The sequence below is a fragment of the Paraburkholderia hiiakae genome (assembly GCF_904848665.1).
Taxonomy (GTDB): Bacteria; Pseudomonadota; Gammaproteobacteria; order Burkholderiales; family Burkholderiaceae; genus Paraburkholderia; species Paraburkholderia hiiakae.
In genome coordinates this window covers 251,209-271,483 of record NZ_CAJHCQ010000004.1, presented here as the reverse complement: position 1 = coordinate 271,483, position 20,275 = coordinate 251,209, and the positions used below count along the sequence as shown (strand labels likewise).

Below are 20,275 nucleotides of genomic sequence, written 5' to 3'. Positions count from 1 at the left end.
AAAAACCGGTCAGCGCGAAAACGGCGGGCGTCTGCCGGATGGAATCAGGCCCCGGCGGCTCACGTCGCCCCGCTCGCCATCCCCGAAGACTGCGACGGCGGCCGGTCTTCCTTGCCGAACACCACCATGTACAGCGCCGGCAGGAACACCAGGGTCAGCAGCGTCGCCACCAGCAGGCCTCCCATGATCGCGAAGGCCATGGCGCCCCAGAACACCGTGGGCGCGATCGGGATCAGGCCGAGCACGGTCGAGATCGAGGTCAACATCATTGGCCGTATGCGCGAAGTGCCCGAAGCGACGACGGCCTCCAGCACGCCCATGCCTTCCTGGCGAAAGGTCTCGATCTGCACGATCAGGATCAGGCCGTTCTTGGCGATCATGCCGATCAACGCGAGAATGCCCAGAATGGCGACGAAACCAAGCGGCCGGTTGAAAGCCAGCAGCGCGAGCACCACGCCGATCAGGCCCAATGGCATCACCGATACCACCATCGCCAGGCGCTTGAAGCTCACCAGCAGCAGCATCATGCTTGTGAGCATCAGCACGATCATCACCGGGACCACGGCAAACACCGAGGCCTGCGAAATCGCGCTTTCCTCGAAGATGCCGCCGGTCGCGACGTGGTAGCCCTTGGGCAGCTTCGCATTGAACGCATCGATCTTCGGCGCGAGCGTTGCGACGACTTCGTCGGGCAACTTGCCGTGCATCACGTCGGCGCGCACCGTGAGCGTCGGTACGCGGTTTCGCCGCCATATCAGCGGCGACTCCTGTTCCTCCGTGAACGTCGCGAACTGACTGAGTGGCACCATGCGCCCGCTCGGCGTGGGCACCTGCAACGTACTCAATGACTGCACCGTCAGCGGCTGCTCTTCCTGCGCGCGCGCCACGACGTTGACCAGGTAGATGTCGTCGCGTATCTGCGTGAGTGGCGTGCCGGTAATGACGGTGTTCATGATGGCGGCCAGCGCGGCGGAACTCACGCCGAGTTGACGCGCTTCATCCTGGTTGATGTGGATGCGGATCTGCCGGGCCGGCTCCATCCAGTCGAAATTGATGTGGCGCGTTCGCTCGTCGGAACCCACGATACCGGCCAGATCGAGTGCGGCCCTACGTACCTGCGCCGGGTCGGGGCCGGAGACGCGATACTGGAGCGGCCACCCCACCGGCGGCCCGAGTTCCAGCGGCGACACGCGAGCGACGATGCCGGGGAACTGGTCGCTCAGTGTCTTCTCCAGTTTCAATTGCAGCCGGTCCCGCGCCTCGAGACTTTTTGCGACCACGATGACCTGTGCGAAAAACGGATTGGGCAACTGCACGTTGAGCGTGAGAATAAAACGCACGGCGCCGCGGCCCACATAGCTGCTGAAGTGATCGACATCGGGATCGCTTTTCAAAATCGCTTCGAGCCGCTTGACCTGGTCCTCGGTGGCGTGGATGGATGCGTTCTGGCGCAAGGTCAGATCCACCGTCAGCTCGGGCCGGTCCGAGGCGGGGAAGAACTGCCGCGGCACGAACCGCACGAGGAAGATCGACACCACGAATGCCACGAGCGTGATGGCAATCGTCAACCACCTCAGCCGCAGCGCGCCACGCAGAAAACGGTCGTAGCCCATGAGCATCTTGCCGGGCTTGCGCGGCTCCTTCTCTGGCTTGGGCGCTTTCAGGATCACCACACCGACCAGCGGCGAGAAAATCACCGCACCGAACCACGACGCGAGCAGTGCGATCGCGACCACCGCAAAAATGGAAAACGTATATTCGCCCGCCGAACTCTTCGCGAAGCCGATCGGCACGAAACTGGATATCGACACGAGCGTGCCGATCAGCATCGGCGCGGCCAGCGTGCGGTACGCGAAAGTCGCAGCCTGATCTTTGCTGTCACCGGCGGCGAGGCGGTTGATCATGGCGTCGACGGTGGTCATGGCGTCGTCCACCAGCAAGGTCAGTGCGATGATCAGCGCTCCTAACGATACCCGGTGCAGATCGATGTGCACGACATCCATGATGCCGAAGACGATCGCCAGCGTGAGCGGAATCGACAATGCCACCACCGTCCCCGGCCGTATGCCCAGACTCACGAAGCTGCACACCAGGATGATGATGATCGCCTGCCAGAGGGACGCCATGAAGTCGTTGATCGCGACGTCGACGGTATCCGACTGATTGGCGACCAGGAACGGCTCGATGCCAGCGGGCAGGTTCGCGGTGGCGTCGGCCATCTCGGCCTTCAGGTTGCGTCCGAGCGCCAGTATGTCGCCCGAATCGCGCATGGCGATCGCGAGGCCAATGGCCGGCTTGCCGTTGACGCGGAACATTGGCTGTGGAGGATCGGCGAAGCCGCGTCTCACGGTGGCGATGTCGCCGAGGCGTACGATGCGCCCTCCCAGCACCAGGTTGACATTCTCGATGTCGCGTTCGGAATCGAAGGCGCCCGTCACCCTGAAGAACACCCGCTCCTGTCCGGTTTGCAGGACGCCGGTCGGCCTGATGAGATTTTGCGCTCTCAATGCCGCGACGATGGTCGGGTAGTCCAGACGCAAGCCCGCTAGACGGGTGGTCGAGAATTCGATGTAGATCTGTTCGTCCTGCGCGCCCAGGACCTCGATCTTCGAGACGTCCGGCACCAGCAGCAGGCGCGAGCGAATCGCCTCGACGCGATCGCGCAACTCACGCATGTTGAAGCCGTCGGCGGTGAATCCGTAGATGATGCCGTAGGTGTCGCCGAAGTCATCGTTGAAGAACGGCCCGAGCGTTCCGGCCGGGAGCGTTTGCCGCATATCGCCCACGTTCTTGCGAACCTGGTACCAGATGTCCTGGACTTCGGAGGGTGGCGTGGATTGCAGAAGATCGACGAAGATCGTCGTCTGACCCGCTGTCGTATAGCTGCGTATGCGATCCAGGTGACGGGTCTCCTGCAACGTGCGTTCGAGCCGCTCGGTCACCTGCGAGAGCGTGTCGTCGACGGTGGCTCCCGGCCACGCGGCGGCCACCACCATGGTGCGGAATGTAAAGACCGGATCTTCTGCGCGCCCCAACCGCAAGAATGACAGTGTGCCCGCCACGAGTGCGGCGATCATCAGGAACACCACCAGGGGGCGCTTGGAAAGCGCCCACTCGGAAAGATTCGGGCCAATCACCTGGGGGCCTCGGTCCAGTTAATTTTCTGTCCCGGCCGCAATGCCTGCACGCCGGCAGTCACGACCACGTCGCCGGTATTGAGACCTTGCGATACCTGAACACGGTCTTCGCCATACGCCTGAAGCTCGACCTCACGCACCGAAACCGTCCCTGTCTTCGTATCGACCACCCAGACCGCCGGTTTTCCTCCTGGCTGGATCAGGGCGCTCGAAGGAATATCGATGGCCGCCGCGCGCGGGAGTTTCATGTGGCCAATGACCGTACTGCCAAGGCGCATGGCCGCCGGCGGATCGAGCACCTGAACCCGGACCGCGAAGGTTCCGGTCACCGGATCGGCGCGGGGCGATACTTCGCGCACCTTACCAACGGCGGTGACCTCGGGGTTGCTGGCAAGCGCGATGACAATGTCGGGATTGGCCGGCGCGACGTCCTTGATCGCGGCGGGCACGTCGAATACGGCATCCACAGCGCCCTCGCGAGCGATCTGCACGATCATGCGGCCAGCCGGCACCACCTCACCCGGCTCCGCCCCACGCGCCGTCACCACGCCGGCGACGTCGGAAACGAGATCGGTATAGCTCAGCCGATTCTGCGCGATGCTGACCAACGACTGCGCCGAATCGACTTGCGACTGGGTGATCTTTGCCATCGCTTCCGACTGTTCGAACGAAGCACGCGACACGGCATGCTCCGCAAGCAGATCGCGCATGCGGGTGAACATGGTGCGCGCTTCCAGGGCTTGTGCCTGAGCGGCGGCCAACTGTGCCCGAGCGGACTGCAGGCTGCTTTCCTCGTTCATCCGGTCGAGCCGCGCCAGCACCTGGCCCGCCCTGACGCGGTCTCCGACGTCGACGTTGCGGGATGTCATTCTTCCGTCGATACGGAACGATTGATTGATCTCGGCCTGCGCTTGCAACCTTCCGGTCAACGCGATGGTCGCACCCGCCTCCTGCTTTTCTATCCTGACGACGCGTACCGGGCGGACTTCCGTCACCTGCGCCTCTTCGCCCTTACGGCAGCCCGCCAACAGCCCCCCCGCCGCCGATACACACAGCGCACACAGCGTCACGGCCAAAGGCAGGGAAACCACTCGACCTGCAGCATGATTCGCAAACACTGGCGTATTCCTCTGGATCCTTGGACAGGCTGCCCGCGTCCACCCTGAAATGACTTCGCGCCCTGTTGCAGCCCCGCCGGGCGCGCCGGTGTATCCATCCGAAAACAACTACGATTCAAGCGCTAGAACTCGACCCCATCGCGAATGATCGGCCACGTCGTGTCATGGCCGCCGCCGCGCCCGCGGCTCAGGCCCGCACCCGCGACGGACATCGTTGCGCGGACCTGCTGGATGAGTCCGCCCTCATGCGCTGCGGACTGCATATTCAGATGGGGGGTCCCGTACTTGAATACGAACAGGAGAATGACGATGAACACCATGATCGGGATGACCTTGGCGAACGTCACGACGGTGTTGATGAACGCGGCCTGCTTCACGCCGCGAAGAATGAGGAAATGAAACAGCCAGATGTCAACCGACGCCACGACGATGGCCGCGCCGACCATGCCCCCGACGACCATCGCGGTCAGCTGCACGCGACTCATGTTTTGCTCGGTATCGGCCATCGGTTTCCTCCCTTTGTTCGGAACTTCGCTTTATCGAGAGACCAGCCACACCTGCGTTCACTTCATCGGGTCACGCGCACTGAGTTATTGCCGAGCAGTACGCGCACACGGTCGCCCGGAACGAACTGCTGATCCGCATCCTGAACCACCGACATCAGTTGCCCCGAATCCAGACGCACGACGATTTCAAGGCCCGCGCGCCGCGTGACGCGCTGCTCCACGGCATTGCCTGCCGCGCCACCCAGCACTGCGCCGCCGATGCCGGCTGCTACGGAGCCCGTGCCGCGGCCGATGTTGCTGCCTGCCGCGATGCCGCCAAGCGCGCCGCCCGTTATTGCGCCAATGCCCGTTGGACCGGGCTGGATGGTGACGGGCCGCACGGCTTCGACCGCACCGAGTTCGACCACCATCACCTGCTGCGCCTGGGCCGGCGTAAAGGTGGAGCCCGAAGTTGGGGCCTCGCACGCGGAAAGCGCGAGCGACGCAATAAGCGAAGGGACAAACGCACCGCCAACACCTCGCATGCCAGTCTCCTTGTTGAAGTCACCGGAGCGGATCCTGTGACAGCATTCAAAAGACAGTCCTTGTCTCGAGGCATCGTGCGTATCCGATTTCCCAAAGTCCGCACGATCTCGATGGAGACCTGATGACGCACCAGGATTCAAAACTTGCGCGCACGGATAAAGACTAGCCGGTTTTACACGGGAACGCTCGTTGAGTGGAAAAACGCGCGTTCACCATTTCGTCAGCTCCATCCTATGTCTCTTTTCGACAAATCAACCGTCTTCGTCGGCAGCAGAATACAGATGCATGGTTTGCCAACATTTATGCTGAATACGGGCCCGCGACTCAGTCCCCTGAGGCCAATTGCAGGATCCCTGTTAGAAAGTTGAAGCCACTCAAGGTCTTCCCGTTTTGGTCGTTATTGGACAGGCATGAACAAATCATGTTTCTTTTTTGGGAATTCACGATGACCAATTACAAAGTGACCGTGTTGAGGGACCGAAACAACCCGAGTAGCAAGATGGTTGTGAACATTCTGGCAAATAGCCCGAGTGAAGCTCGGGAACAAGCGCTGTCGATGTATGGCGTTAACGGCACAGTTATTTCTGTTATGTAATGCCGTAGTTTCTTGCATGAGCGTCTGGCTGGCAGACGCTCACCGACTGTCATGCCGTATGCATCAGCTTAAGCGCCACCAAGCGCTCGTAAAGACCCTGTCGGCAACACATGCCTTTATATAGTTTCAGTCAGAAACGAGCCGGAATGGTCCTTCACTGTGAAACCTGCGAGTCATACGCATACCTGCGTTGAGTTCGTTGCAACAGTTAACCGCTCAGCGCCCGGGAACTTCACGCGCATCGACAACGCGCGCGGCGCCGACAACTGCACCATCATCGGCTTCGAGAAGTACCGCCAGACGCTCGCCTGCCACGGCGTCGGCGCGTAACGTCAGCGCTGTGCCGGACCACTGGCCGATGGTTGCGAGGCTACGCACGACGTTCGATTCAGTGAGTGTGTGGCCCGCGTTCTCGCCGCGCCCGATCGCCGTAACGTGACGCGCATCGTAGCCGACCAGCAGCACGCGCGCCCGTCCGGTGCCCGGGCCGATGGACACCGAGACGCTGCCGCCTGCGCGTGTGGCGCTAACCGTAGCGGCCGCGACACCGGTGGACTTCGCGTAATCGATGGCAGCGCTGGCCGCAATGCGATTTGAGCCCACCGCCTCGGCCGTGCCGTCGATCACCATTTCCGGCGTGTACGCGAAGTCGTGAAACCGCTGGGCGTACCGGGCCTGACGCGCATCGGCGGCATCCAACGAAAACGGATCCTTCCATCCGAGCTCATTCCAGTATGTGACGTGAAATGCAAGGGGCAGCACATCGGTGCGCGTGTCGCCCAGCTCGGACAGAAAGCGGTCGGCGGGCGGGCACGACGAACAGCCCTGGGACGTGAACAGTTCGACGACGACCGGACGCGGCGCGGCGGCAAACACATGTGAAGCGAGCAGCGCCGCGGCACTGGCGCAGACGGCAATGAGAGAACGGGGCAGCATGTCGTGACTCCGGATGACGACGTTACCGCTAATTCGCCCGCCGGCACCGCCGGGTTACAGTTGCCCTCGCCCCATGCCCCTCCGGGATACGCAGTCTGAAGCGGCAGGCGCATTTTTCGGTGATCCGGCGGGATGTCGCCGGGGGCGCCAGCAGGCTTGCTTGCCACGACCAGCGAGAGCTCCTGCTTCCTCACGAGCTTGCAATCTTTCGGCCGACCGGCCCGCTCCGATGCAAGCCGGTCGGCCTCATTCGCCCGATAACCCTCACTTCCATCGTTGCGCCCGAGCTCGCGGCTAATGGCAGGCAATCCGTACTGTCCAGCGTCTTCGCAACTGTATCGGTACTGTACCGCATACAGTCGATAAACTGGTTCCTGTCGAATCAGTCCTTTCTTTCCGGAGCCCCTCGCACCATGCTGCCCGAAATGCTCAGCGCGCTGCCCGCCGGCATGCTCTTCGTCGTGGTCACGACCATCACGCCCGGCCCCAATAACACCATGTTGCTCGCTTCCGGCGTCAATTTCGGTTTTCGCCGCACGGTGCCGCACATTCTCGGCATTAGCGCGGGCGTGGTCGTGCTCATGCTTTCGGTGGGTTTCGGGCTTGGTCAGTTGTTCCGGCACATTCCATCGCTCTATGTCGTGCTGGAAGTCGCGAGCATTGCGTATCTGCTGTATCTCGCATGGAAGATCGGCACCTCGGGCGACCTCAAGGTAAAGAGCGGCGAACACCGGCCCATGCGCTTTCACGAAGCCATCGCGTTCCAGTGGGTCAATCCCAAGGCGTGGATGATGGTGCTCACGGCCGCCACCACGATCCGCCTTTCCGCGAACTTCGGCACCAATACGATGGCGATGGCCGTCCTGTTCTATGTGATCGGCCTGCCCTGCATCTGCGTCTGGGCCGCGTTCGGCACCAGCATGCGGCGTTTTCTGTCGAATACGCGGCGGCTGCGTCTGTTCAACATCGCCATGGCGCTTTCGCTGATGGTTTCGCTGTATCCGATGTTCGCACACCTGCTTCAGCGCTAAAACGACGCGCCGCCTTGCTTCGGTTCGAACGCCGGTTCAACCGCTACAATCGCAACCGGGAAACATGGGCGGCGGAGTCACACTTTGTCTGAGTTTGAAGCGGGTTTTATTCTCACCCGCCATTGGCGCGATACGGGCGAACACACCGAGGTCGACTTCTGGCTCGCGACCGACGCGGGGCCGCGCCAGTTGCGCCTGCGTCGCCAGCCCTCTGTCGCATTCGTGCCGGCCGCGCAGGAAGCCCCGGCCCGCGCCGCGCTAAAGGGCGACGCGCGCGCCGAGCTGCGTCCGCTCAATCTGTGCGACTTCCAGCGCCGCCCGGTGCTTGGGCTCTACTCGCCGCAATATCGCGCCCTGGCGGGGCATGCAAAACGCCTCGCCAAAGCGGGCGTGGACGTCTACGAAGCCGATATCCAGCCGCCGGACCGCTACATGATGGAGCGGTTCATCACGGCGCCTGTGCTGTTTCGCGGCGATGCCGTTGAGTCGAACAGAAGCGGCGTGCTGCTCGACAGCGAGATGAAACCCGCCAACGGCTATCGCCCGCACCTGAAACTCGTGTCACTCGACATCGAAACGAGCGCACAGGGCGAGCTGTATTCCATTGCGCTCGAAGGCTGTGGACAACGCCAGGTCTACATGCTCGGCCCCGCAAATGGCGACGCGAGCCAGATCGACTTCGACTTCGAATACTGCGAAAGCCGCGCGCAGATGCTCGAACGCCTCAACGCGTGGATGGCGCTGCACGACCCCGACGCGATCATCGGCTGGAATCTCGTGCAGTTCGATTTGCGCGTGTTGCATGCGCACGCCCAGCAAACCGGCGTGCCCCTGCGCCTTGGGCGCGGCGGCGAGGTCATGGAGTGGCGCGAGCACGGCATGCGGGAGAATCATTTCTTCGCGGGCGCAGCGGGCCGTCTCATCATCGACGGCATCGAGGCGCTGCGCTCGGCCACCTGGAGCTTTCCGTCCTTCAGCCTCGAATACGTCGCACAGGCGTTGCTCGGTGAAGGCAAGTCCATCGACAATCCGTATCAGCGCATGGACGAGATCCAGCGCCGCTTCGACGAAGACAAACCCGCGCTGGCTCGCTACAACCTCAAGGACTGCGAACTGGTCACACGTGTGTTCGAGAAAACCGAACTGATCGCCTTTCTGCTCGAACGCGCGTCCGTCACGGGGCTACCCGTGGATCGCAGCGGCGGTTCGGTCGCCGCGTTCACGCACCTGTATCTGCCGAAGATGCACAGGCTGGGCTACGTCGCCCCGAATCTCGGCGACGTGGTGGGCGAAAACAGCCCCGGCGGCTTCGTCATGGACTCGCGCCCCGGCATCTACGACTCGGTGCTCGTGCTCGACTACAAGAGCCTCTACCCCTCGATCATCCGCACGTTTCTGATCGATCCCGTTGGGCTCATCGAAGGTCTGAGCGATCCCGGCGACGATGCGTCCGTGCCCGGCTTTCTCGGTGCGCGCTTTTCCCGTGAGAAGCACTGTCTGCCGGAAATCGTGCGCCAGGTGTGGGACGAGCGCGAAAATGCGAAGCGGCACCACAACGCCCCACTTTCGCAGGCGCTCAAGATCATCATGAACGCGTTTTACGGCGTACTCGGCTCGACCGGTTGCCGTTTCTTCGACCCGCGCCTCGCCTCTTCGATCACGATGCGCGGGCACGAGATCATGCGCAGAACACGTCAGCTCATCGAGTCGCAAGGCTACGACGTGATATACGGCGATACCGACTCGACCTTCGTCTGGCTCAAACACGCGCACAGCGAGGCCGACGCCACGCGAACCGGCAAGCAACTCGTCGAGCACGTCAACGCATGGTGGAAGGCCGAACTGCAAGAACGCTTCGGTCTCCAAAGCGCCCTGGAATTGCAGTTCGAACGCCATTACTCGCGCTTTCTCATGCCCACGGTGCGCGGCGCGGAAGAAGGCAGTAAAAAGCGCTACGCCGGCCTCACACTCGCGAAGAACGGCGGCGAAGAAGTCGTGTTCAAGGGCCTCGAGACCGTGCGTACCGACTGGACGCCGCTCGCGCAGGAGTTCCAGCGCGAGCTATACCGGCGTATTTTCCAGCGCGAGCCCTACGTGGAGTACATCCGCGACTATGTGCGGCGCACGCTCAATGGCGAACTGGACGACCAGCTCGTCTACCGCAAGCGCTTGCGCCGGCCGCTCGTCGAATATCAGCGCAACGTGCCGCCGCACGTGCGGGCCGCGCGGGTCGCGGACGAGTTCAATCGCGCGAAAGGCCGTCCGCTCCAGTATCAGAACGGCGGCTGGATCAGCTACGTCATGACGACAGCCGGGCCCGAGCCGCTCGAAACGCTGAGTTCGCCGCTCGATTACGCGTTCTATGTAAGCCGCCAACTACAGCCCGTTGCGGACGCGATTCTGCCTTTCCTGCGCGAGGATTTCGATACGCTGATGTCGGGGCAGCAGAGTTTGTTCTGAACGCGAGCCATAGCGCACGCTCTAACGCGCACGCTCGATAAACCGCCACAGCGCATCGTCCGTCGAATACGGCGCGTTGAAGCGAAACCACGCGCTCGGTTCGTCGTCTGGCCGGAAATAGGAGCCGGGCGCGAGCCAGATGCCGTCGCGCAGCGCCGCAGTGGCAATCGCGCCGGCCCGTTCGGGTTCGATCGCAAGGCGCGCCCATACGAAGAGCCCCGCGCGCGGCCGATGGAATATCTCGAGTCCCAGCGCATCCAGCCGCTCCTCCACGCACGCATGCGCGGCCTTCAGCCGTTCGTTCACCAGTTCGACGTGCCGTGCGTGGCGCCCTTCGAGCAACACCTTGTCGACCATGCGCTCGATGGTCGCCGACGATGTGAGCCCCACCGCCATCTTCGCGCGCGCCAGCTCGCGCAGCACATCGCGCTCGGCGACCACATAGCCGCAACGCAGCGAAGGCGTGACCGTCTTCGAAAAGCCGCTGACATACAGCACGCGCTGCAAACCCTCCATCGCTGCGAGCAGCGGCGCGCCAGGCGGCGCAAGTTCGCGGCTCACATCGTCCTCGACGACCCACATGCGCTGGCGTTCGGCGATCTGCAGCAAGCGGAACGCGTTGGACATCGCATACGTCGCGCCGGTGGGATTCTGCAGCGTCGTGTTCACGAAGATCGCCTTGGGCTGATGCGCGGCCACCTGACGCTCGAGCGCCTCGATGTCGAGCCCGGCCGGCGTGCGCGGCACACCGTGGACCGTGAGCCCCGCGAGCTTGAGGATCTGCAGCAGATTGCAGTAGCCGGGGTCTTCCACGAGCACCGTGTCGCCGGGCCGCAGCAGCGTGCGAACGATGAGGTCGAGCCCCTGCGTCGCGCCCTGCGTAAGCAGGACGTTCGACACGTCGACAGGCAGCCCCAGGCGGTCCAGTTGCGCCGCAATCCGCTCGCGCAGCGGCGCGTAGCCGTAAGGGTGCCCGTAGTCGCCAAGACGCACGGCCGGCACCCGGCTCATGGCGCGCAGGGCGTGCTGCAGGCCGCTTTCATTGATCCACTCGCCCGGCACCCAGCCGCAGCCTGCCTTGATCGGCACCGAATGATCGGCGAACACGTCGGAGAGCAGCCACGTGGCCGTGAGCGTGGGCGGCTGCCACCCCGTCGCGCTCGCCCGTGCCGACTCGTTGCGCTGCGCCACGCGGTAGCCCGAGCCGCGCCGCGCGACCACGAAGCCCATCGAAACGAGGCGGTTATACGCCTCGGTCACTGTATAGGTGGATAGCTCGTGCGTTTGCGCGAGCTGCCGCACCGAGGGCAGCAGCGCCCCGGCGCGCAGCGATTGCGCTTCGATAGCGCGCGTGAAGCCCTGTACGAGCTGCTCGACGAGCGTAGTCGCTGCGCCGCGGCCGCGCTCCAGTTCGAGTTCGATCATGGGGAAAGCAAGCGTATAGTGCGAGGGAAAACCCGAACGATTCAGGCGCCGACCAATACAGTTGGCGAGAATTGTCCAGCACGGTTTGCAGATCAGTATAGAGACTGTCTATGCCGCGGTTCAAGCCCCGGCGCTACAGTTGAGCCAAACCCACCTGAGGAGAAGCACGCATGACTTCGCGCCCTGTCATCGACGATCTCTCGTCGTTCTGGATGCCCTTCACCGCCAACCGCCAGTTCAAGGCCGCGCCGCGCCTGCTCGAATCGGCCAAGGGCATGTACTACCGCACGACCGATGGCCGTGAAGTGCTCGACGGCAGCGCGGGCCTCTGGTGTGTGAACGCGGGCCATGGGCGCGAGGAAATTGTCGCAGCGATCGCCCAGCAGGCCGCTACGCTCGACTTCGCTCCCACGTTCCAGATGGGCCACCCGCTCGCGTTCGAAGCAGCCCAGAAGATCGCGGAGATCATGCCGGCAGGGCTCGACCGTGTGTTCTTCACGAATTCCGGCTCGGAGTCGGTCGACACCGCGCTGAAGATCGCGCTCGCTTACCATCGCGCACGCGGCGAAGGCCAGCGCACCAAGCTGATCGGGCGCGAGCGCGGCTATCACGGCGTGGGCTTCGGCGGCATCTCGGTGGGCGGCATCGCGCCGAATCGCAAGGCGTTTTCGGGCCAGTTGCTGCCGGCCGTCGATCACTTGCCGCACACGCACGATCTCGAACACAACGCGTTCTCGAAGGGCCAGCCGGGCTGGGGCGCGCACCTCGCCGACGACCTCGAGCGCATCGTCGCACTGCACGACGCCTCGACCATCGCGGCCGTGATCGTGGAGCCTGTGGCGGGTTCGACGGGCGTGCTGATTCCGCCGCAAGGCTATCTGCAGCGCCTGCGCGAGATCTGCACGAAGCACGGCATCCTGCTGATTTTCGACGAGGTCATCACGGGCTTCGGGCGCCTCGGCAAGGCCACGGCCAGCGAGTATTTCGGCGTCACGCCCGACATCATCACCATGGCCAAGGCGATCAACAACGCCGCCGTGCCGATGGGCGGCGTGGCCGCGAGCCGCACGGTTCACGACACGATCGTGAACAGCGGCGCGCAAGGCGCAATCGAGCTGTTCCACGGCTACACGTATTCGGCGCACCCGCTCGCCGCCGCAGCCGCGATCGCGACGCAGGACCTGTATCGCCGTGAGGGCCTGTTCGAGCGCGCCGACGCACTCGCGCCGAAGTTCGAGGCCGCAGTGCATGCGCTGCGCGGCGAGAAGCACGTGAAGGACGTGCGCAACCTCGGCCTCGTTGCCGGCGTCGAACTCGATTCGCGCGACGGCGCGCCGGGCGCGCGCGCTTACGAGGTTTTCGTGAAGTGCTTCGAGGCAGGCGTGCTGATCCGCTTCACGGGCGACATTCTCGCGTTCTCGCCGCCGCTCATCGTGACCGAAGAGGAAATCGCGCGCCTGTTCGGCACGGTGCGCGACGTGCTCGCCACGGTGCAGTAACACGCAAAGCGCGAGTTCTCGCTCGCGCCTGCTTTCATTTGGTAATACGCCGTCCAGGCGGCCCGGGTTCGGGCCGCCTTTTCTTTTTCCGGCCGTTGGATGCCGGCCATACGCAAGCAGTCGTATTGAGCAGCCGTACCCGCGCGGGCCGGGTTTAAGCACGGAACACGTCATCGGCGTATCGTTGCCCTATCCGCCATGGCAAACGCGATTGCGGCGAGCGCGCATCGACCGACGTGCGCTGCGCCAGGAGGGAATCTCATGAAGATGCCAGTCCGTATCGGCACGCATATCGAGGGCATCCACTGGATCGCCGAATATGTGGAAGCGACGCATCAAATCCGTGTGTTCCGCGACGGCCGCGTGGTCGATACCATCCCCGCGCCCGCGGCCATGTTTGGTGAAGAGCGTGACGCGGGCTCGGCCAGCGACGCCGCGAGCCGTGCCGAGGAAGCCGCGCTGCTCGCCTGTCTGCGCCGCTATGTAGCCGACGTGCAGCCAGAAGAATAGGACTCTTGATCATTGTCCCGACCGAATCCACCTCTCGCAAGGAGAGCGCGCCGATGAACGAGCGCAACGATCACTTCCCGCCCCAGCTCATCGAAACCGACGCGCTCATCATCGGCGCTGGGCCCGTTGGACTCTTCCAGGTGTTCGAACTCGGTCTGATGGAAATACACGCGCACGTAGTGGATTCGCTGCCCGTGGTCGGTGGCCAGTGCGCCGAGCTTTACCCCGACAAACCGATCTACGACATTCCGGCGGTGCTAATGTGCACCGGGCAACAACTCGTGGATGTGCTGATGAAGCAGATCGAGCCTTTCGGCGCGACGTTCCATCTCGGCCAGGAGGTGCAAATCGTCGAGCCGCGCGCAGACGGCCGCTTCTTCGTGCAAACAAGCAAGGGTACGCAGTTTCTTGCGAAGACGGTGTTCATCGCGGCAGGCGTGGGCTCGTTTCAGCCGCGCACGCTCAAGTTGAGCGGCATCGAGCGATACCGCGACACACAGCTTTTCTATCGCATACGCGATCTCGAAAGCTTTCGCGACAAGGACATCGTGGTGTGCGGCGGCGGCGATTCGGCGCTCGACTGGGCGCTGCAACTCGTGGACGTCGCGCAGAGCGTGATCCTGCTTCATCGGCGTGAGGCATATCGCGCGGCGCCGGCAACGGTCGCGAAAATGCACGCGCTATGCGAGGAATGGCGCATGCAGTCGATCGTCGGCCAACTAAGCGGCTTCGACGACGAAGGCGGCAAGCTCACGCGCATCAAGGTGACGGGCGGCGACGGCGTCACGCGCTCGCTGGAACTCGACTACCTGCTCGTGTTTTACGGCTTGTCGCCGCAACTCGGGCCGATCGCGCAATGGGGCCTGGAAATCGAACGCAAACAGCTACCAGTGGATACGGCGCGCTTCGAAACGAGCGTGCCGGGTATCTTTGCCGTCGGCGATATCAACACGTATCCGGGCAAGAAGAAGCTGATTCTCTCAGGCTTTCACGAAGCCGCACTCGCCGCATTCGGTGCGGCGCATCATGTGTTTCCCGAGAAGAAAATTCATCTGCAGTACACAACGACCAGCACGCGCCTGCACAAGGTGCTCGGCGTGGAGTCGCCGGTGTTCGACTGAACGCGGGGATGCTCGCCCGCGTTCAGTCGCCACACGATCAGGCCTGCTCGGCGTCCTGCTCGCGAAAAATGCGGTCGGCGAGATGGAACGCGGAGTTCGCCGCCGGCACGCCGCAATAGATCGCGGTTTGCAGCAGCACTTCCTTGATTTCGTCGCGCGTGACGCCATTGTTACGCGCGGCGCGCAGATGCAGCGCGAGTTCCTCGCTGCGGTTGAGCGCGACCATCATCGCGATCGTCAGCAAGCTGCGCGTGTGGCGCGGCAAGCCATCGCGCGTCCAGATCTCGCCCCATGCATAGCGCGAAATGAAATTCTGGAATTCCTCGGTCACTTCCGTGCGGTTGGCGAGCGAGCGATCGACGTGCGCGTCGCCCAGCACCGCGCGGCGCACCTTCATGCCCGCTTCGTAGCGTTCTTCGTCGTTCATTACGCCCCCAGCAGGAAGTCGACCACGATCTTGTTGTACTCGTCCGCCAGCTCGACGTTCGAGATGTGCGCGGCATTCAGCTCGACATAGCGTGCGCCGGGCATCGATTCGGCCAGTTCGCGTCCTTGTGCGGGCGTCGCGGCCAGATCGTGCGTGCCCGAGATCACGAGCGTGCGCGCCTTGATCGACGGCGCCTCGCCGCGCAGGTCAGCGGCGTTGATCGCTTCGCAGTTCGAAGCGTAGCCGTCCTTGTCGGTATGCACGAAGACGTCGCGTACTTGCGACATGACGAGCGCATTGTTCGCGATGAATTCGGGCGTGTACCAGCGCGGCAGCACCGCGTCGGCGAGCGCCAGCATGCCTTCGCTGCGAGCCTTTGCCGCGCGCGGCACCCACACTTCCGGCGAGCCGATCTTGGCGGCCGTATTGCACAGCACGAGGCGATCGATGCGGTTGGCGTAACGCGCGCCGAGACCGACGCCGGTCAGCCCGCCCATCGAAACGCCCGCGAAATGCGCGCGCTCGATGCCGAGCTGGTCCATCAGGCCGATCACGTCGCCGGTCAGTTGCTCGATGGTGTACGGGCCCTGCGGCGCCGCCGAGTGGCCATGACCGCGCGTGTCGTAGCGCAGCACGCGGAAGTGCTTCGTGAACTCGGCGATTTGCGGCGTCCACATCGACACGTCGCTACCGAGTGAATTCGACAGAACTACCCATGGCGCCGAGCGGTTCTGCGCACCGTCGATGCGGTAGAACAAATGCGTGTCGTTGACGGCTGCGTAAGGCATGCGTGTTACTCCTCGTGTGTCTTCTATGGTCAATGGGACGTGCGTTGTATTGCACTCGCTTCGTGCGACGCGAGCACCGCGTCGACGAAAGCGTGCGCCTGCCCCACGTAATTGGCCGGATCGAGCAGCGCCTTGAGGCGCGCTTCGTCCAGGTGTCGGGTCACGGCGGGATCCGCCGCGAGGACTTCGTACAGCGTGCGGCCGCTCTGTACTGCCGATTTCGATGCGTGCTCAACGAGATGATGCGCGTCCAGACGCCCGATCTGGTCGCCGAGCGCGAGCATCACGGCTTCGCCGAGAATGAGCCCGTGCGTGATGTCGAGATTCGCCGCGAGGCGTTCGGGCCGCACTTCGAGTCCAGCGGTGATCTGTTCGATCTGCGCGAGCGCGCCGCCAGCGAGGCGCGCGAGATCGGGCAGCGCATCCCACTCCGCTTGCCAGCCGCCGAGCGCGCGCTCATGTTCCTGAACCATGCCCGCGAACACCGTCGCGACGAGGCCAGGCGCGCGTGTGGCAGCCGTCAGGACGGCTGCGCAACCCACGGGATTGCGCTTGTGCGGCATGGTCGAGGAACCGCCCTTGCCCGCCGCCGCCGGTTCGCCCAGCTCGCCGATTTCGGTCTGCATCTGCAGCGAGATGTCACGCGCGATCTTGCCGAGCGTGCCGATGAGCATGCCGAAAAACGACGCGGCTTCGGCAATGCGGTCGCGCTGCGTGTGCCACGGCAAGGCAGGCAACGCGAGGCCGAGCGCTTGCGCGAGCGCGGCGCTCACGTTCGGCGCAGCGTCGCGCAAGCTTGCGAGCGTGCCGGCCGCGCCGCCGAACTGCAGCACGAGCGCGCGCTCGCGCAGCGCGGCGAGGCGTTCGCGATGGCGTAGCATGGCGTCGAGCCATTGCGCGAACTTCAAGCCGAGCGTGATGGGCAGCGCCTGCTGGAGCCACGTGCGCCCCACCGCCGGCGTCGCGCGGTGCGTGCGCGCGAGGTCCGCGAGCGTCGCGCAGAGCGCATCGATACCACGCTCGATCAGCGCAAGCGCGTCGCGCAACTGCAGCACGGTGGCCGTATCGATGATGTCCTGACTCGTGGCGCCCCAGTGAACGTACTTCGCGGCTTCGGCGTCGGCGGACTTCACACGCGCCGTGAGCTGCTTGACGAGCGGGATCGCCAGATTGCCGCCCAGCGCGGCGTCGCGCGCGAGCGCCGGCGCGTCGAGCTGATCCGCCGCGCAGGCCGCGACGATCGCGGCCACGGCCGACTGCGGAATCACGCCATGCATGGCAGAGGCGCGCGCAAGCGCCGCCTCGACGTCCAGCATGCGTTGCAGCGTGGCTTCGGGAGACCAGACCGCATTCATCGGCTCGGTCCCGCAGATCAGGCTCGTGAGGCGTTCAATCATGGAGTGTGGCGCGTAGAAAAATGCAGGCGTTCAGATAGTACAGATGGAACGAAGCGGGCGCGGCAACCGTCGACGAATGCCGACGGCTGCCGCGCCACGCACGTGCGAACGATGCGCACTTCGACAAACAGTTTACGCTGCGCGACGGTTCTGCGTCGCGTCGATCAACGGCACGCCGGCAAGCTTCTGCAGCGCGTCGAAATCGATGTCCGAATAGATCTCGCGCACGGCGAGGCCTTCGGGCGTGACGTCGAACGCAGCGAGGTCCGTATAGATGCGGCCGACGCAGCCCACGCCCGTGACCGGGTACGAGCATTCGCTCACGAGCTTGCTTTCGCCTTGCTTGGTCAGCAGTTCCATCATGACGAACACCTGCTTCGCGCCGAGTGCGAGGTCCATCGCGCCGCCCACGGCCGGAATCGCGTCGGGCGCGCCGGTGTGCCAGTTCGCGAGGTCGCCATTCACCGACACCTGGAATGCGCCGAGCACGCAGTAGTCCAGGTGGCCGCCGCGCATCATCGCGAACGAGTCGGCGTGGTGGAAGTAGGCGCCGCCGGTGAGCAGCGTGACATGCTGCTTGCCTGCGTTGATGAGTTCGTCGTCTTCCTGGCCGGGTGCGGGCGCCGGGCCCATGCCGAGCAGGCCGTTCTCGCTGTGCAGGAAGATTTCCTTGCTCGGATCGAGGTGGTTGGCCACCAGCGTCGGGACGCCGATGCCGAGATTCACATACGCGCCTTCGGGAATGTCCGCGGCCACGCGCTTGGCCATTTCATCGCGATTCAGTCGTTTCATTGCCTCTCTCCGTTCCTTCAGGCTGCCTGGCCTTGCGCTTGATGGGCCGCTTGCGGCACTTCCACGACGCGTTGCACGAAAATGCCGGGCGTCACGATGTTTTCCGGATCGAGCTGACCGAGTTCGACAACCTCAGAAACCTGGGCAATGGCGACCTTCGCCGCGCTCGCCATGATCGGGCCGAAGTTGCGCGCCGTCTTGCGATAGACCAGGTTGCCCCAGCGATCGCCCTTATACGCCTTGATGAGCGCGAAGTCGGCGTGCAGCGGCGCTTCGAGCACGTACTGGCGGCCGTCGATCAGTCGCGTTTCCTTGCCTTCGGCCAGCTTCGTGCCGTAGCCCGTGGGCGTGAAGAAGCCGCCAATGCCGGCGCCCGCGGCGCGGATGCGCTCGGCCAGATTGCCCTGCGGCACGAGTTCGAGCTCGATTTCGCCTGCGCGATAGAGTGCGTCGAACACATACGAGTCGGTCTGGCGCGGGAACGAGCAGATGATCTTGCGCACGCGCTTCGCGTTGAGCAGCGCGGCAAGGCCGATGTCACCGTTGCCTGCATTGTTGTTGACGATGGTGAGGTCGCGCGCGCCCTGCTCGATGAGCGCGTCGATCAGTTCGGCGGGCATACCGGCCGTGCCGAAGCCGCCGATCATCACCGTGGCGCCGTCATGCACATCGGCCACGGCGGCTTGAAGCGAGTCGAAAATCTTGTTGATCATGCCTGTTCCTGAAAGCGATGCGCATCGCGGAAGGTCCACGTCACCCGATCGCGAAAAAGTTCTACATACGAACACTGATTCGTTTAGCGAACGTCCAGCGCATTATCGGAGCGTATTCGCGGGCTTGTCAAGGCGGGTCTACCCACACAGGCAATCTACTTCATGTCGGTGCCGGGGCGCGTGGGTTCGTACAGGGATGCACTTTTTGCCGCGCTTCCAGGACAGGCGCGGCCGTGGGCACATACCCCAATATCCGGAATTTCGATTCATCGACTAGTCTTTATCTGATTTCGATATAGTGCCGCCCTCGCCTTCATGCAAGACCTTGATCTGAATCTCATCCCCTTCCTCGTGGCCATGGAGGAAACGCGCAATGTGAGCCGCGCCGCCGAGCGGCTCGGCGTGAGCCAGCCGCGGGTGAGCACGGCGCTCGGCAAGCTACGCGATTATTTCGGCGATCCGCTCTTCGTGCGCACCTCGCGCGGCATGGAGCCCACGCCGCGCGCGCTCGGCCTCATTCCCGCCGCGCGCGACGCGCTGGTGCGTATCGAGAAGGGCATGCTGCAAGCGCAGGACTTCGATCCCGCCACGAGCACCCACACGTTCTCCATCGCACTCTCCGATGTCGGTGAGATCGTGTTTCTTCCGCGCCTCTTGCAGGTGTTCGCCGAGCGCGCGCCCAATGCGAACCTGCGTTCGGTGTCACTGCCGCCGAGCCAGGTCGAGCGCGGTCTCGAATCGGGCGACATCGATCTCGCGGTCGGCTATTTCCCCGACCTCGGCGGCAACAACTTCTTCCAGCAACGCCTCTTCACGCACCGCTTCATCTGCATGATGCGCAGCGGACATCCGCTCGCGGGCAAAGCCATGACGATCGAGCAGTTTCTCGCCATGGGCCACGCCGTCGTGCGCGCCGAAGGGCGCAGCCAGGAAGTGCTGGAACAGTATCTGGAGAAAAGGCGCATGCGCCGCCGCGCGGTGCTCGAAACGCCGCACTTCATGAGCTTGCCGTTCATTCTCACGCGCTCCGACCTCATCGCGACCGTGCCTCATGCAATCGGCTTCGCCTATGTGTCCGAGCATGCATCGATCACGCTCGTCGAGCCCCCGCTGCAATTGCCGCGCTTCGATCTCAAGCAGCACTGGCATCGCAAGTATCACAACGCGCCGCGTGGCGAATGGCTGCGAAGCGTCGTGGCGGAACTCTTCAACGACGCCATGGACGAATGGCCGAAATGATGCCCTCTTGCGCCAGGCCCGACAAAACATGAAACAATGTGGGCTCGTGGAGCACG

17 protein-coding genes are annotated in these 20,275 nt (G+C 63.7%); 6 read left to right on the top strand and 11 right to left on the bottom strand.

Translation table 11 applies throughout. The features are described from left to right. Window positions 1-59: 59 nt before the first annotated feature. The 5 genes from JMY28_RS10450 to JMY28_RS10430 all read right to left on the bottom strand — a co-directional run bounded on the left by JMY28_RS10450 (window position 60) and on the right by JMY28_RS10430 (window position 6,817). Window positions 60-3,137, bottom strand: a complete 3,078-nt coding sequence (locus JMY28_RS10450) for an efflux RND transporter permease subunit (RefSeq protein ID WP_236596782.1) — start codon at window positions 3,135-3,137, stop codon at window positions 60-62. Beyond that, a complete protein-coding gene (locus tag JMY28_RS10445; protein WP_201695820.1) occupies window positions 3,134-4,255 on the bottom strand; it encodes an efflux RND transporter periplasmic adaptor subunit in 1,122 nt (373 codons plus the stop codon). The genes JMY28_RS10450 and JMY28_RS10445 overlap by 4 nt, the downstream gene beginning before the upstream one ends. 122 nt (window positions 4,256-4,377) lie before the next feature. Further along, window positions 4,378-4,740 carry a hypothetical protein gene (locus JMY28_RS39425; protein ID WP_201695819.1) on the bottom strand — a complete coding sequence of 121 codons (363 nt, stop codon included), beginning with the start codon at window positions 4,738-4,740 and terminating at the stop codon, window positions 4,378-4,380. Between the two features lie 83 nt (window positions 4,741-4,823). Then, window positions 4,824-5,285, bottom strand: a complete 462-nt coding sequence (locus JMY28_RS10435; RefSeq protein ID WP_201695818.1) for an outer membrane lipoprotein — start codon at window positions 5,283-5,285, stop codon at window positions 4,824-4,826. Between the two features lie 812 nt (window positions 5,286-6,097). Next, window positions 6,098-6,817 carry a DUF1223 domain-containing protein gene (locus JMY28_RS10430; RefSeq protein ID WP_201695817.1) on the bottom strand — a complete coding sequence of 240 codons (720 nt, stop codon included), beginning with the start codon at window positions 6,815-6,817 and terminating at the stop codon, window positions 6,098-6,100. 413 nt (window positions 6,818-7,230) lie between these two features. Between JMY28_RS10430 and JMY28_RS10425 the strand changes: the two genes are divergently transcribed. Together JMY28_RS10425 and JMY28_RS10420 are read left to right on the top strand one after the other, a co-directional pair. After that, the gene (locus tag JMY28_RS10425; protein ID WP_201695816.1) at window positions 7,231-7,848 is read left to right on the top strand and encodes a LysE family translocator; all 618 of its coding nucleotides are present in this window, start codon (window positions 7,231-7,233) and stop codon (window positions 7,846-7,848) included. Window positions 7,849-7,932: 84 nt separating this feature from the next. Continuing rightward, window positions 7,933-10,308: a DNA polymerase II gene (locus tag JMY28_RS10420; protein WP_201695815.1), complete on the top strand. Its 2,376-nt coding sequence runs from the start codon at window positions 7,933-7,935 to the stop codon at window positions 10,306-10,308. Between the two features lie 21 nt (window positions 10,309-10,329). Here the strand turns inward: JMY28_RS10420 and JMY28_RS10415 are convergent, their stop codons facing one another. Further along, window positions 10,330-11,733, bottom strand: coding sequence for an aminotransferase-like domain-containing protein (locus tag JMY28_RS10415; protein ID WP_201695814.1), 1,404 nt, complete (start codon window positions 11,731-11,733; stop codon window positions 10,330-10,332). 170 nt (window positions 11,734-11,903) lie between these two features. Here JMY28_RS10415 and JMY28_RS10410 point away from each other — a divergent pair, with 170 nt between their 5' ends. The 3 genes from JMY28_RS10410 to JMY28_RS10400 all read left to right on the top strand — a co-directional run bounded on the left by JMY28_RS10410 (window position 11,904) and on the right by JMY28_RS10400 (window position 14,863). Continuing rightward, entirely contained in the window at window positions 11,904-13,232 is a 1,329-nt protein-coding gene (locus JMY28_RS10410) for an aspartate aminotransferase family protein (RefSeq protein ID WP_201695813.1), read from the top strand. A 261-nt stretch (window positions 13,233-13,493) separates the two neighbouring features. Then, on the top strand, window positions 13,494-13,742 hold the full coding sequence (locus JMY28_RS10405; protein WP_201695812.1) for a hypothetical protein: 249 nt from the start codon (window positions 13,494-13,496) through the stop codon (window positions 13,740-13,742). Window positions 13,743-13,795: 53 nt separating this feature from the next. Beyond that, on the top strand, window positions 13,796-14,863 hold the full coding sequence (locus JMY28_RS10400; RefSeq protein WP_201695811.1) for an NAD(P)/FAD-dependent oxidoreductase: 1,068 nt from the start codon (window positions 13,796-13,798) through the stop codon (window positions 14,861-14,863). Window positions 14,864-14,900: 37 nt separating this feature from the next. Here JMY28_RS10400 and pcaC read toward each other — a convergent pair whose 3' ends face one another. From pcaC to JMY28_RS10375, 5 genes are all read right to left on the bottom strand, one after another. Further along, complete coding sequence (gene pcaC, locus JMY28_RS10395; protein ID WP_158759800.1) at window positions 14,901-15,290, bottom strand: 4-carboxymuconolactone decarboxylase; 390 nt, start codon at window positions 15,288-15,290, stop codon at window positions 14,901-14,903. Beyond that, on the bottom strand, window positions 15,290-16,078 hold the full coding sequence (pcaD, locus tag JMY28_RS10390; protein WP_201695810.1) for a 3-oxoadipate enol-lactonase: 789 nt from the start codon (window positions 16,076-16,078) through the stop codon (window positions 15,290-15,292). The genes pcaC and pcaD overlap by 1 nt, the downstream gene beginning before the upstream one ends. Before the next feature lie 29 nt (window positions 16,079-16,107). Then, entirely contained in the window at window positions 16,108-17,475 is a 1,368-nt protein-coding gene (locus JMY28_RS10385) for a 3-carboxy-cis,cis-muconate cycloisomerase (protein WP_201695809.1), read from the bottom strand. A gap of 132 nt (window positions 17,476-17,607) precedes the next feature. Next, complete coding sequence (locus JMY28_RS10380) at window positions 17,608-18,267, bottom strand: 3-oxoacid CoA-transferase subunit B (protein WP_201695808.1); 660 nt, start codon at window positions 18,265-18,267, stop codon at window positions 17,608-17,610. A 17-nt stretch (window positions 18,268-18,284) separates the two neighbouring features. Then, window positions 18,285-18,980: a 3-oxoacid CoA-transferase subunit A gene (locus JMY28_RS10375; RefSeq protein WP_201695807.1), complete on the bottom strand. Its 696-nt coding sequence runs from the start codon at window positions 18,978-18,980 to the stop codon at window positions 18,285-18,287. Between the two features lie 315 nt (window positions 18,981-19,295). On the opposite strand from JMY28_RS10375, the gene JMY28_RS10370 reads away from it, so the two are divergent. Continuing rightward, on the top strand, window positions 19,296-20,219 hold the full coding sequence (locus tag JMY28_RS10370) for a LysR family transcriptional regulator (RefSeq protein ID WP_201695806.1): 924 nt from the start codon (window positions 19,296-19,298) through the stop codon (window positions 20,217-20,219). Window positions 20,220-20,275 lie beyond the last annotated feature (56 nt).